The sequence below is a fragment of the Streptomyces sp. NPDC002573 genome, assembly GCF_042889625.1.
In the GTDB taxonomy this organism is placed as follows: domain Bacteria; phylum Actinomycetota; class Actinomycetes; order Streptomycetales; family Streptomycetaceae; genus Streptomyces; species Streptomyces gibsoniae.
In genome coordinates this window covers 1-13037 of sequence record NZ_JBIARC010000122.1, presented here as the reverse complement: position 1 = coordinate 13037, position 13037 = coordinate 1, and the positions used below count along the sequence as shown (strand labels likewise).

Genomic DNA, 13037 nt, shown 5'->3' with positions numbered 1-13037 from the left:
TGGCCGGGCGTGGCGACGGCGCGCAGCTCCAGCCCGCCGTCGATGGTGGCGGTGTCGCCGTCGGCCACCGGCACCCGCGCGAACGACACGCGTGCACCATCCGGCACCAGGTAGGCCGCACCGGTCACCCGGGCCAGCTCCAGACCACCGGTGACGTAGTCGTTGTGGATGTGGGTTTCCACCACATGCGAGATCCGAACGCCGCGGCGCGCGGCCACCGCCAGCACCTGGTCGAAGTCGCGCGGCGGGTCGACGGCCACGGCCGTCTGCTGGCCCCCGGCGAGGTAGCTGCGGTTGCCGAGGCCTTTTAGGTCAATGGTGTCGATGAAGAACACGGAGATCTTTCCTTCCCATCGGAATTACCCCCGGGGCATATACCAACCATAGCAATCAATACCCGGGGGGGTATATCAGGGAGTGGGCGGCCCCCAGGGGCGGCCGCATCGCCTGCCTTCCGCCGCGCCTACTGGCACGCCGAGACCGGCCTGGGTCCGGGGAAGCCCGGGCCGGTCGGTCATCGTCCGGCGCACCGGCCGCTCCGACCCGATCACCGAACCGCAGCGCGGCGTGTGTTCTCCGGAGGCGTCGCGCTCTTGACGCAAGCGGAGCACGGCGATTGACAGGAAATTGTCACTGTGCGTGTTCACTCGAAAGGGTTATGTGAAAGAGCAATGGTGTACGTATGCGCGTCGCATGAAGAGGAGGCGCTTGCCCCGAAGAACCTCACCCCGAAGTGACCCGAAGGAGGACCTCATGTCCCGCCACTCGATACGTAGGCTCCTGGTCGGCCTGTGCATACTGACGGCAGCCTCACAGGCTGCCACCGCTGTAGCCCTTGCCGTGCCGGCCGATCAGCACCGGGCCACGTACACCGCCGCCCGGGCGCTGCACCCGCAGACGCTCTCAGACCTCACGACCGCGATGAAGGGCGAGGGGTTCGCCTACGCGTCCTACGACCTCTACGGCGCCCAGGCCGACCGCGAGGGCCACCCGGCCGTGGGCAAGCTCTTCCGCACCACAGCGCAGACCGAGCTGAACGAGCACCTGCACGAGGCGGCCACCCTGGCCGGCGTGGCCGGAACGGACGCAGCCAACCTGCGCCAGGCCATCAACGGCGAGACCTACGAGCATCAGGTCATGTACCGCGCCTTCGCCGACCAGGCCCGCAAGGACGGAGACCTCGAGGCCGCCAAGCTGTTCTCCGAGATCGCCGCCGACGAGGGCCGCCATCGCGACGCATACCGCGCCGCGCTCACCGTCGTGACCACCGGTCACGGCGCCATTCCGGCGCCGCCGAAGGCCGACATGGTGCCGGTGTCCGCAGGGCTGCCAAAGGTGCAGGCCGCCCGCACCAAGGCCAACCTCGACACCGCGATGCACGGAGAGGCGCTCGCCCACGCCAACTACATGCTCTTCGCCGCCCACGCCGAACAGGCCGGCAACCCCGCCCTGGCCCGCCTGTTCGAGGGCACAGCCGGGGTCGAGCTGCATGAACACTTCGCCGGAGAAGCGGTCCTGGCCGGGCTCGTGCGTACCACCAAGGAGAACCTGCGCACGGCCGTCACCGGGGAGCACCACGAGGCCACCAACCTGTACCCGGGGTTCGCCGAGCGGGCCACCGCCGTCGGCGACACCGCCGCCGTCGGCTACTTCCGCGACACCGCCGCCGATGAGGCCAAGCACGCAGCCGCCTTCCAGCAGGCGCTCAACCAGCTGCACTGACTCCGGCCGAGCCACGAGACCGGCCGGAGGCGAGGCAAGAACGACCGGCCGGTCGACGCGTTGCCGCGTCACCGCTTGCCTCCGGGCCGGCCTGTGAGAAACGGCCGTGCCAGTCCGCCTTCGCATCCGAGTCGCCGATCCGGTACGCGTCAATGACCGGGCCGACGGCCACGACCCGGACGATCACCAGCACTGCGACGCACCGGTAGGGAGGAGGCCAGCCGAGCCACGGCCGACGCCCCGCCCTCGGCAGGGCTGTCGGCCGCACCGCGGTGCAGATGAGCGGCAGCGGGGAGAGATGCTCGATCTCCGATAAGGCCGCCAGGCGCACCATGTCAGGGGCTGTCGGAGGGGTCTGCAGTGCGACAAATGGCGGTTGTGGCGTGCCACACTCCGCGGTTCAGCGCCGGTGGTCGTATGGGTTGGACCTCGCTGTCACGCCTGTAGGAGTCTGCCACATGCTCCTATCCCTTACATCACGCCGCAGTACGGCCCTTGCTATCGTCGGAGCAGCGGCGGCCCTCACCCTAACCGCTTGCGGCGGGGGCGGCGCAGGCACGGGCGGCATCAGTTCGCCCACCGGCAACCGTGTCGCCGAGCGCCAGCCCGCCGGCGGCGGCCTCAACAGGACAGCACAACCAGGCTGACGTCCGCTTCGCCCAGGAGATGATTGCCCATCACCGTCAGGCCGTCGTCATGGCGAACATGGCGCCCCAGCATGGGGCTTCCCCGGACGTGAAGACCCTGGCCGAGAGAATCAAGCAGGAACAGACCTCGCAGGTCGACACAATGGCGCACTGGCTGACCTCCTGGGGCGAACAGGTGCCACCAGAGCAAAGCGGCCTGGGACCGGGCAGCCCGAGCGGGATGCCCGGGACGATGACCGAGCAGAAGATGGACGAGATCAGGGACACCAGGGGCCACAAGCTTCGACAAGATGTTCCTGACCATGATGATCGAACATCACCAGGGCGCGGTAAAGATGGCCGCCACAGAGAAACAACAGGGCGCCTACGAGCCGGCCAAGGACATGGCCAACAAGATCGCCACGACGCAGACGGCCCAGATCAACCAGATGCGCACCATGCTGGCCGCCAGCACGCCCTCGTCCCGCCGGCAGGTAACCAGCCCCGGCCACAGATTGGTTCCGACAGACTTCGGCGCGCGGTCGCATCCCCTCTCACCTGCGCATTGTCGCAGTAGGCGGCAAAGCAGCACCTGCAGGCCAAAGCGGGATCATGCCGCCGCCGACCGGCATTGTGGCGGCACCGGGCGCCCTGGCGAGGGTGGCCGCGTCGGCGGGCAAGAACAGCCTGGGTGCGTTGACTTCACGGTGTCTCGCGAGTCTTGCCCGCTTTCCGGTCGGCGATGTCGCGCAGGGTGTCAGCGACGGCCCAGTTCAGGGCGGCGGCGAGGGCGATAGCGCCCCACAGACCCCAGGCAGCCGCAGGCGCCTCGTCGGCCAGAAGTCCCGGGAGGGCGAGCACAGCAGCCACCGGCACAACGATCGCCACCCCACGCGACAGACCGCCCACGCGGTGCACCCGAACGCCGCACGCCGCGACGAAGCCTACGGCGATCAGGACCCAAGTCAGTGCCGTCATCGCCGCTCAGCTCCGGACGGCGGGCTCATGCGGGCCGCGGGCGCCACCTTGTGGCCGGCTGGCGTCGGGTGGCCGCTGGCGCAGCTTCGGCCAGAACGCGGGCGTGCGCGCGGCGTAGACGGTCCCCTGTCCGCCGAACCAGGCGGCAACTTCGCGATCTTCGCTGCGGGCCAGCCGGGCGTACACGTACACCAAGACCGGGAACATGATCAGGGTGGGGATGGTCGGCCACTGCAGCAGAAACCCGATCATGACGAGCAGGAAGCCGTCGGGGCAGGCGACGGAGTGCGTCCTGCTCCTGGCCACCGTGCATGGGCTGTCCATCTCCCTCATCTCCCACGCCCTGAAGTGGTCCGATCTGCGCTGACTCCTGCGCAACCCAACCACGGCCATGGGGTATGTACAGATGTTGCTGCGCCTCGGTTGTGGTACCCAGTCCGTGCGGCCCCTCGCCGTCCAGTGGAAGAAGTGCTCGACATCGCGTGAGCGAGGACAGGTGACCGCCCCGCAGTCCTGCCGTGGCTCAGCCGCGCGGGCAGCCGTCCCTTGCCCGGAAGCCAAGCCCGCGGCCCCACCGTCCCGTCCATGGGGGTGAACCAAGCTGCGGGCACTGCGGGTCAGTGACCGAAATCCGCGTGGGCCGTCTCATACTCGGCACGTGCTGGTCGAAGCGGTGCCACGTCCTCAAGAGCCGTGGAGGGCGAGCGTCCTGCGCCGGGACTCCCCCGGCTCGCAGGTGCTGGGTCGCGTCGCTGCCCGGACTCCTGCGGCGCTCCCGGTCGCGGCCCTCGTCCCGCTGCTCCTTTCGGGCGTGGCAGCAGCGCATGAGGAGAAGAGCGACGAGTCGGCGGTGCTAGTCGAGCAAGCCATCGCGCTGATCGCCAACGCCGCCCACAAGGACCAGGTGGCCGAGCGTGTCGGAGACGCCTTGGAGGCCCCGCACAAGGAAGGCGTCGACCTGAACCTCGTCCGCCAGGCCCTTGACGTGGCCGAGCATACGGGCCCGCAGGAAGCCTCCCTCCAGGCGGCTCGCGGGCTTCTGCTGCGTTCGCTGGACGGCAAGCTGCCATCCGCTCCAAAAGCCGGACACCTCGTCACGGGTACCGAGACCGGGACGAGCATTGTGCTGGATGAATTCCGGCCGGCTCGTGGCATCGCCGATTCGGGCGATGCCACCCTGTTCGCGCTGTCCCTCCTCGCCATCGCGGTCGGGCTGTGGCTGTCGGTGCGGCTGCGCCCCGGCTACAGCATCCGGGATCTGAAGCGCCGTACCGCCGCGGACGAAGACGGGGAGGGCAGGAAACGATGACCTCGGCCTCACCGGCCCCGGCGCCCCCGGCCGGGACGGAACCGGGCCGCCGCGGATGGTTCCATCGCGCCGTCGACGCGATCGACGAACGCATGGGCATCAAGGCGCTCACCTATCCGGTGCCCGAGCACGCGAACAACCTGGCATGGAGCCTGGGCGGCATCACAGCGGTGGCCTTCGCAATCCTTCTGGTCACCGGGATCTACATCACGCAGTTCTACACACCGATCCCGGAACACGCGAACCAGTCCGTACGCGACCTGGTGACCGATGTGTGGCTGGGCAGCTTCGTCCGCGGCCTGCACTTCTGGGCGGCGCAGGCGATGTTCGTCCTGGCCCTGCTTCACCTGCTGCGCGTGTTCTTCCACGCCTCGTACAAGAAGCCCCGCGAGGGCAACTGGGTCGTAGGTGCCGCGATGTTCCTGCTGACGTTCCTGGCGGTGTTCACCGGCACCGTTCTGAAGTGGGATCAGGAGGGGTACGAGGCCATGACCCACAACCTGGACGTGGCCGAACTCCTCGGCGGGGCCGGCATCTGGTTCTCCGACAAGCTGACCAACCGGGTGTCCATCCTGCTGCGCCTGTTCAACGCCCACGTGGTGATCATCCCCGGCCTGATCCTGCTGCTCTTCGTGTGGCACGCCCTGCTGATCAAGCGGCACAGGATCTCACCGCATCCCGAGATCCCGGTATCAGCCCTCGAACCGTCCGAGCCGTTCACCGCCCATCTCAGGCGCGTGGCCGCCTTCGGACTCGTCCTGCTCGGGGTGCTGTCGATGCTGGGCGTGCTGGTGCCGCCCGTGGTCGGGCCGACCCCCGTCGAAGGGATCGAGATCACCCGCCCGCTGTGGATGTTCTGGTGGTTCTTCCCTATGGAGAAATGGTTCGGGGTCGCCTCTATCGCCTGGGTCATCGCGGGCGTCTTCGGACTGATCTTCCTCGTGCCATTCCTCGACCGCAGCCCAAGACGGAGGAGACGCGAGCGCAAGCTCGCCCTCGGCGCGGCCGCCGTACTGCTGCTGGCGCTCGCGGCGATCACCGTCGAGGTCTGGATCGCCAACCCGAAGGGGCACGGATGAGCGCCGCCGGCCTGAGGCGCGCCCAACGCTGGTTCTGGGCCCTGACCACCATAGCGGTATGCGCGACGGGTGCCCTGTACGAGGGGCTGCGCGCCACCCCGGGGCCTTGTACGGGTCTGCGCGTCCTGGTCAGCGGCCTCGTGCTCGCCGCATCCACCGCTCAGGCGGCGCGGATCCTGGCCGCGCTCGCTCCGGTGGACAGGTGCTGCCGTCATCGCACTGGTAGCAGCGCTCGCGCTTCGCCCCCTCACCAGGTAATGGGCGCCCATGAGGCATGCCACGAGCGGCTGCACAATGCGCCCGGCCATGACAGCCGTCCCCGCTTCACACCAGCGAGATCTCCCCATCCGGCAGCCACCCCTCCCAGTAGCCAGCCATGAAATCCAGTAGCCTTGCAGGCTCGACAAGCACTTGAGTCGACCGCAACTCGGCCGTCGTCCACCAGCGCGCTTCAGGGCCCAGTACTGAACAGAAGTCGGCCAGTCTCCGAAAGCGGGACGCACCACGGCGATGTACTGAACGCCCTCATGCGCGTCCCGGCGCGGGAGCCGACCGACGAGGGGCGAGATACGAGTGCGGGCAGGTGAGCGACGCGACGCAACTGCCGGATAACCGCTCGTCGCCAAGTCTCACCGGGACGCATGGGGATGGTCGGCAGCACCCAGCGGATGTCACGGACGGAGGCTCGCGGGGATCAGAAGGAGCCGGCGCGGAGTCGATGACACCGGGACGTAGGACGTCGCGGCCATTCGGGTCGGCATCGGGCATGACTCCACGTTTCCTCGCTCCGAACGTGACACAGGACCACATTGACCACGGTCACTCACACCGGTGGTCTGCGTCGACAAGTGGATTCCGTGAGCTGCAACTGTCGAAGGATGTGCCACATGGGAGCAGTTACAGTAAGAGCGGTACGGAGCGTCGGCCCGGATCGGATTGTCGGCGCCGGGTGAATGGACCGGTGGCGAGACGGATCCCGATGAGGGAGTCCCGTCCCGGCGCCGCTGGAAGGGAAGTAGATCGCCAGCTGGAACAACGCCGTGGCGGAGCAGCAGGGGAACTACCGCGACCGACGAGACCGTCCTGGGCGTCCAAGAGGCGCATCAACAACTGACTCGAAGGAATGCCAACCCAGAACGATCGTCAGATGGTCTCCTTGGCCGCCGTTCTGATCCCGTTGCTGTCCCCGTCAATCCTCCGGCGCGGGGATCCCGTGCAACGCAGGCGGCGGCTGCGCCTGGCCACCTTGCAGGTCGGTATCGGCGCTCCGGCTTTCTCCGGCGGCTGCTGAGTTCCCACCCACCCCTGCGAAGACCTCCGACAGCGCAGCGCCGTAGGGGCAGCGTCTGGAGACCTCACAGTCCGATCCGTCGAGCCGCAGCCGCGGTAATCTCCTCAGAGCTATAGGTGTGCAGCAGTTCATGCAGCGAGCACTCCAGCTGTGCTCGGCGTATGGAACGGTCACGGGCCAGTGTCGGCGCAATCGCCTGTTTCAGGTACTCCTCCGGAGTCTTCCGCACGGCTGCAGCGAGATGTCGCACCCTGAGTCCCCACCAAAGCACGTTTCCTCTCGCCCGGCGCGGAGGCGTATGCTGTGGCGGGAGCAGCACCGTACTGAGCCCAAGCGAAGACCATCGGCCATCATTAGCGCACGAATTCCGCTGAATGGTTGGGGTCAACAACTGTTGGACCCCCGCTCGATGTTCAGGTCCAGGAAGTGGGCCGAGCATGAGATGCACGGGTCGTGGTTGCGGATGGCTCGTTCGCACAGGTGGGCGAGGTCGGCGTCGGACGCGTGGCCCCGCGCCAAAGCAGCCTGGACCAGGTCGCGCAGGTCCTTCTCGATCGCGCCCTGGTTCTGTGCGGTGGGTGGGATGAGGCAGGCTTGCGTGACGCGTCCGTCGTCGTCGAGGGCGTAGTGGTGGTAGAGCAGGCCACGCGGCGCCTCGGTGGCGCCGTGCCCGACGCCCGGCCGAGGAGACACGTCCACATACGGGCGTGCCGGGGGCTCGTACGAGTCGATGATCCGCAGGGCCTCCTCCACCGTGTACAGGACCTCCACGGCCCGGACGAGGATGCTTCGGTAGGGGTTTCTGCAGACCTCGCCGCGCACCGTGCCGGCCAGCGGTGGGTCGCTCAGTCCGGCTTCCCGTGCGGCTTGGAGGGCCAGCGGGGAGAGCAGGTGGCCGCTGATGGCGTAGCGGGCCAGGGAGCCGGTGAGGTGTCTGCGGCCGTCCAGCCGGGAATGGAGTGCGGTGGAGTGAGGCACCTGCATCTCGGTGACATGGTCCTGGAAGTCTCGCACCGGGAAACTGTACGTCGGCAGCATGCCGTCGGCCGGAAGGACTGTAGGTACGCCCGACTCGATAGCGTAGGTGCCGGGCTCGGCCAGGGCGAACAGGTCAGCGTCACACTCGGCGTCGGGGAAGTCAAAGCCGGCGACCCAGCGTACGGTGTCCCAAGCGTCGTCCAGGGCGACGCGCAGGCGCTCGGCGAGGGGACGCAGCTCGGAGCGGGTCGGCGTGCGGTGGAAGCCGCCCAGGCGGACGTTGATCGGGTGGATGGCTCGACCACCGAGCACTTCCATGATGGCGTTGCCCGTCTGCTTCAAACGCAGTCCTCGCTCGACATGCTCCTTGTGTATGCGTGCCGTGTCGATCAGGTTGTCGTGACCGAGGAAGTCCGGGGCATGCAGCAGATGGACGTGCAAGGTCTGGCTCTCGATCCATTCGCCGCAGTAGAGCAGGCGTCGCAGGGCGCCTAGTCGGCCGTCCACGACGACCCCGCAGGCGTCTTCGAGGGCCCGGCAGGCGCTCAGTTGGTAGGCGACCGGGCAGATACCGCAGATGCGCGAGGTGATGTCGACGGGCTCGGTGTGAGCGCGGCCACGAAGGAAGGCCTCGAAGAACCGAGGGGGCTCGTAGATCCTCAGCGACGACTCGGTGACGGTGCCGTCGAGGATCCGCAAATGCAGGGCGGCCTCGCCCTCGACACGGGTGAGCGTCGGGATGCGGAGAACACGTGTATCGGCGGTAGGTTCGGTCACGGCCGGTCGTCCTCCTCCACTGCGGTGAACGCGGTGACATTGAAGGTGTGCAGAAACCTAGCAACGTCCTCGTCGCTCATCCCGTCGTGGCGCAGGACCGGGATGAGTGCGGGCAGGTTCGTGGTTGCGGCGGGCCCATAGCAGCCGTAGCAGCCGCGCCCGTAGGTGGGGCAGAGGGCTCCGCACCCGGCGTGGGTGACGGGGCCGAGACAGGGCGTGCCGTGGGCGACGAGGACGCACACGTTGTCGCGTTGCTTGCAGGAGAAGCAGACGCTGTGGTTGGGGATGCCAGGCTTGCGGCCGGCGAGGAAGGCGGTGATGACCTCCAGGAGCTGGGGGCGGTTGATGGGGCAGCCGCGCAGTTCGAAGTCGACAGGGACATGCGCGGAGATCGGGGTGGAGGTGGCGAGGGTCTGGATGTAGTCGGGGCGGGCGTAGACAGCCTGCACGTACTCCGCCGCGTCGGAGTAGTTCCGCAGTGCCTGGACCCCTCCGGCCGTGGCGCAGGCACCGATGGTGACCAGGTGCCGGGATTCCGTGCGGATGCGCCGGATGCGTTCCAGGTGCTCCGGCGTGGAGACCGACCCCTCGACAAGTGCGAGGTCGTACGGTCCGGGGGCGATTTCGCTGGATGCTTCCAGAAAATGAGCGATTTCCAACTCGGCGGCGAGAGCCAGCAGTTCGTCCTCGCAGTCGAGCAGGGTGAGCTGACAGCCGTCGCACGAGGCGAACTTGAACACGCCGAGGCGCGGACGGGGGTGCTCCCGGGGCGGAACGGGGTCGGTCATCTCACAGCTCCCTTACCGTGAGCAGCGGTTCAGCCAGGTCGTAGCCGACGACGGGCCCGTCACGACAGAGCAGCAGGGAGCCGAGCTGGCAGTGTCCGCAGTGGCCGGTCGCACAGCGCATGTTGCGTTCCAAGGAGATCCGGACGCGGTCGGGGCGCACTCCTCGGTGGATCAGCTCACGGGCGGTCGCGCGGATCATGACCTCGGGGCCGCACACGAACGCGGTGGTGACCGCCGGGGTGAACTGCGCTTCGTCGAGCAGGGTGGTCACGACTCCGACCCTGCCCGTCCAGTCGCCGGTTGGCCGGTCGACCGTGACGGCGCTGAACGGCCTCCTCCAGGCGGGAACCTCGTCCTGGTACAGCAGGTCGTCGGGGGTCCGTGCTCCGGCGAGGACGTTCAACCGCCCGTACGCGTGGCCCTCGTCCAGGACGGCGTGGATCAGGGGGCGCAGCGGCGCGAGTCCGATGCCTCCGGCGACGACGAGCACGTCACGTCCCCGCGCGGCGGTCACGTCCCAGCTCGTGCCGAACGGACCGCGTACGCCGACCGACGAACCCGTCTGCAGGCCACAGAGCGCACGGGATACAGCGCCGACCGCGCGGATGGTGTGGGTGAGTCGCCCGTTCCCGGCCGTGCGGGACACCGAGACGGGGATCTCACCGACACCGAACGCGTACACCATGGCGTACTGGCCCGGCGTGAACGGCAGCAGGGACTTGCCGACCGGTTCCAGGTCGAGGGTGACCGTGTCGACCGTCTCAGGCTGCCGACGCACGACGCGATGGGTGAGGGGGACGAGCGTCATGGCGTCGGTCTGCCTGCTTGCGGGCCGTACAGGTCAAGCAACCGCGTGCGGGTCGCACGCAACCGGTGGCCGATCGTCTCGGCGACGAGAGTGACCAGTGCCAAGCCGAACGCCGGGTGTGCGGCGCACAGTTCACGGACTGCCACGGCGTCGAACTCCCAGGCCGACACGGGGCCCCTGGTCTCGGCGCCAAGGTGCCACTGGCGCGGTGGGCACAGCCATGACCAGCCCAGCAGGCCACCCGGACCAACGGTTTCGACGACAGCTGGGCCGCGGCCGGGAATCTGGACGTCGAGCGCGACCGTTCCCGTGCGCATGATCCAGAAGCGGTCGGCCTCCCCACCCTCCTCGAAGAGCCGAATGGAACCGGGATGGTCGACTTCGTGGCCGAGTCCCATGAGCCGTTCGCGGTGCTCCGCGGAAAGGGACGCGAGCATCCCCGTCATGGGTTCTGAGCCCGTCCCTGAGTTCATCCTGGGGCCCTCTCCCCCGTGGCCTCCTGATGCAGGGCGTGTGCCTCCTCCGTGAGGTCGATGCCAGTGGGACACCAGACGATGCAGCGCCCACAGCCCACACACCCGGTGCTGCCGAACTGGTCGTGCCACGTGCCGATCTTGTGGGTGAGCCACTGGCGGTAGCGACTGCGTTTGCTCGCCCGGACGGGGCCGCCGTGCAGCAGGGTGAAGTCGAGGTCATAGCAGGAGTCCCAACGACGCCAGCGCTCTGCGTGGTCCCCGGTCAGATCGCTGACATCCTCCGTCGTGGTGCAGAAACAAGTGGGGCACACCATGGTGCAGTTGCCGCAGTTCAGGCAGCGGGCGGTGACGTCGTCCCAGCGGTCGGCCTCCAGGTTGTCGCGCATGAGGGCACGCAGGTCGACAGGCGGCATGGACCGGCCCATGTGTTCGGCGGCCTCCCTGACAGCGTCGACGGCCGCGATGCGTGTGGTGTCATCCACGGTCCGCCTCGGGAGCTCGGCGAGCACGGCGGCGCCCTCCTCACTCCCGCTCCGGCACAGGAACCGGTGACCGACGTCGTCCAGCACCTCGGTAAGGACCAGGTCGTAACCGGTGTCCACGGCCGGTCCCGAGTCCATGGACACGCAGAAGCAGGTGGCTCCCGGCTCAGTGCACTCGACCGCGATCAGGAAGGCATCCGTACGGCGGGAACCGTAGGCGGGATCCGGGAACCGGCCGCCGATCATCACTCGGTCCAGGATGCGGATGGCCCGCAGATCGCAGGCCCGCACCCCGAGGAACGCATACGACACGCTTTGCGGTTTCTCCTCGCGTACCGTCAGCTCGCCATCGGGGTCCCGATCCGCGGTCCACTGTCGGACGTGCTGGGGGTGCAGATACGACTTCCAGGACTGCGGCCCCGCACTGTGCGCGAAGACGGCGGTGTCCACCCTCCGGTGGATCCGGTACCGCCCGGCCTCCAGCTCGACTCCCCAGCCGTGAGGCAGATCGTCGGCGGAATCCAGTTCGGCGAGCACGATGGCCCGGTCCCGAACCGTGGGGCCGATCACTGTACGGCCGCGCTGCTTCAGGACGCGGACCAGCGCATGGAGAGCGTCTTGGTCGAGGACCGCCTCCTCCTGCCCGTCGAGAGCCGCTTCAGCGTTCCCGGGGTCGGTCATCCTCGTTCCTCTCGATCGTGACCTCCGGACCGGGAGGACTGGGGCAACGACGTCGGTCTGCGACGCCACCACGTCGGGGGATCACACGCAGCCTACTGACAGGCTGTCAGGTCTTCCTGGCGCGTGGACCGAGCCAGTGCGGCGTGTCCCGTAAGGCCCGGGCTGAATGGCTGAGCTGGTGCGGCAATCGTGCGATGTGTGCATCAATCGGCGCCTGTCCCACCTCGGGTGGCCTCGGCCCGCCGTACAACGTCACCCTCGATGCGCTCCACCAGCGTCCGCGCCGCCTCAGCCACCGACGGCGTCAGACCTGTGCCCAACGACCGATCGGCTCCCTCGACCGCGTACACGATCAGACGGCCGGGGCCGCGCCCGAGGCTTCGGGCGAGGTGCACAGACTCGAAGAGACCAAGTGCGTGGCTGCTGTGTCGTCCGGCCGTGGCACAGCGCGCAAGACTGCCTGGTGCCGGGTACCACCGGTGAATGCAGCCGGGACGCGCGGGAGAGGGGAAGCAGGCGTCCACGACAATGGCCAGGCCGGTGTCCTGCCACAGGTCCATCAGCTGTCCAGGATCGCCGCCACACTCCTGCACCACGGTGCCCGGTGGCAGCGGCCGGGCCTCGGCGCGCTTCCTCAACAGGTGGATGACCGCGTGGCCGACACCGTCGTCCCGCCGGAACTCGTTACCGATCCCGATGACCGCCGTTCTGACGAACGCCGCCACGGCCCGCCTCCCCAGCTCGGGGGCCATGTGTCTGGGCGGCCCCGCACGCGACGGGAGCCTTGGGTCCCGTTCCCCCAGTGTCAGTGGCAACGCGTCCAGCCTGCGGGCGACACGCCCCGCTTCGGCCGAACAGGTTGCGCACTCGCATCCGTGGCGATACATCTTCCTCTGGCTGTGGGGAGCAACAGCCATCCGGTTGCAGCGTCTCTGATCAGCTTAGGGAACCTCAGTCAGCCGCAGTGGCCGGTTGAGGTTCTTGCCATCGGGGCGGGGTGGCGTGGGCGTGGAGGTGGAATCCTGCGCCGAGTGCTGCACCG

General features: G+C 68.3%; 12 protein-coding genes and 2 pseudogenes. 5 read left to right on the top strand and 9 right to left on the bottom strand.

Going from position 1 to position 13037, the window contains the following annotated elements; all coding sequences use genetic code 11:
* Positions 1-335: pseudogene (locus ACFYX0_RS43980) on the bottom strand (MBL fold metallo-hydrolase); the annotation flags it as partial.
* Positions 336-753: 418 nt separating this feature from the next.
* Here ACFYX0_RS43980 and ACFYX0_RS43975 point away from each other — a divergent pair.
* From ACFYX0_RS43975 to ACFYX0_RS43965, 3 genes and pseudogenes are all read left to right on the top strand, one after another.
* Complete coding sequence (locus tag ACFYX0_RS43975) at positions 754-1722, top strand: ferritin family protein (protein WP_388980480.1); 969 nt, start codon at positions 754-756, stop codon at positions 1720-1722.
* A 666-nt stretch (positions 1723-2388) separates the two neighbouring features.
* A pseudogene (locus ACFYX0_RS43970) lies at positions 2389-2592 on the top strand (DUF305 domain-containing protein); the annotation flags it as partial.
* Between the two features lie 67 nt (positions 2593-2659).
* Positions 2660-3145 (top strand): DUF305 domain-containing protein, encoded by a 486-nt coding sequence (locus ACFYX0_RS43965; protein ID WP_388980482.1) that lies wholly within the window; start codon positions 2660-2662, stop codon positions 3143-3145.
* Here the strand turns inward: ACFYX0_RS43965 and ACFYX0_RS43960 are convergent.
* Together ACFYX0_RS43960 and ACFYX0_RS43955 are read right to left on the bottom strand one after the other, a co-directional pair.
* Positions 3051-3326, bottom strand: a complete 276-nt coding sequence (locus ACFYX0_RS43960; protein ID WP_388980477.1) for a hypothetical protein — start codon at positions 3324-3326, stop codon at positions 3051-3053. The two genes, ACFYX0_RS43965 and ACFYX0_RS43960, sit on opposite strands and share 95 nt — an antisense overlap.
* Before the next feature lie 6 nt (positions 3327-3332).
* Positions 3333-3578 carry a methyltransferase family protein gene (locus ACFYX0_RS43955; protein WP_388980474.1) on the bottom strand — a complete coding sequence of 82 codons (246 nt, stop codon included), beginning with the start codon at positions 3576-3578 and terminating at the stop codon, positions 3333-3335.
* Between the two features lie 406 nt (positions 3579-3984).
* Here ACFYX0_RS43955 and ACFYX0_RS43950 point away from each other — a divergent pair, with 406 nt between their 5' ends.
* Positions 3985-4635: a hypothetical protein gene (locus ACFYX0_RS43950; RefSeq protein WP_388980471.1), complete on the top strand. Its 651-nt coding sequence runs from the start codon at positions 3985-3987 to the stop codon at positions 4633-4635.
* Positions 4632-5714, top strand: coding sequence for a cytochrome b N-terminal domain-containing protein (locus ACFYX0_RS43945; protein WP_388980469.1), 1083 nt, complete (start codon positions 4632-4634; stop codon positions 5712-5714). Before ACFYX0_RS43950 ends, ACFYX0_RS43945 begins: the two co-directional genes overlap by 4 nt.
* Before the next feature lie 1675 nt (positions 5715-7389).
* On the opposite strand, the gene ACFYX0_RS43940 is transcribed toward ACFYX0_RS43945, so the two are convergent.
* From ACFYX0_RS43940 to ACFYX0_RS43915, 6 genes are all read right to left on the bottom strand, one after another.
* Positions 7390-8760: a Ni/Fe hydrogenase subunit alpha gene (locus ACFYX0_RS43940; protein WP_388980466.1), complete on the bottom strand. Its 1371-nt coding sequence runs from the start codon at positions 8758-8760 to the stop codon at positions 7390-7392.
* Positions 8757-9548 (bottom strand): oxidoreductase, encoded by a 792-nt coding sequence (locus ACFYX0_RS43935; protein ID WP_388980463.1) that lies wholly within the window; start codon positions 9546-9548, stop codon positions 8757-8759. The genes ACFYX0_RS43940 and ACFYX0_RS43935 overlap by 4 nt, the downstream gene beginning before the upstream one ends.
* 1 nt (position 9549) lies before the next feature.
* Positions 9550-10356 (bottom strand): FAD/NAD(P)-binding protein, encoded by an 807-nt coding sequence (locus ACFYX0_RS43930; RefSeq protein ID WP_388980460.1) that lies wholly within the window; start codon positions 10354-10356, stop codon positions 9550-9552.
* On the bottom strand, positions 10353-10802 hold the full coding sequence (locus ACFYX0_RS43925) for a cyclic nucleotide-binding domain-containing protein (protein ID WP_388980457.1): 450 nt from the start codon (positions 10800-10802) through the stop codon (positions 10353-10355). Before ACFYX0_RS43925 ends, ACFYX0_RS43930 begins: the two co-directional genes overlap by 4 nt.
* A gap of 23 nt (positions 10803-10825) precedes the next feature.
* Positions 10826-11995, bottom strand: coding sequence for a 4Fe-4S dicluster domain-containing protein (locus tag ACFYX0_RS43920; RefSeq protein ID WP_388980454.1), 1170 nt, complete (start codon positions 11993-11995; stop codon positions 10826-10828).
* Positions 11996-12198: 203 nt separating this feature from the next.
* A complete protein-coding gene (locus ACFYX0_RS43915) occupies positions 12199-12720 on the bottom strand; it encodes a hydrogenase maturation protease (protein ID WP_388980451.1) in 522 nt (173 codons plus the stop codon).
* Positions 12721-13037: the final 317 nt, after the last annotated feature.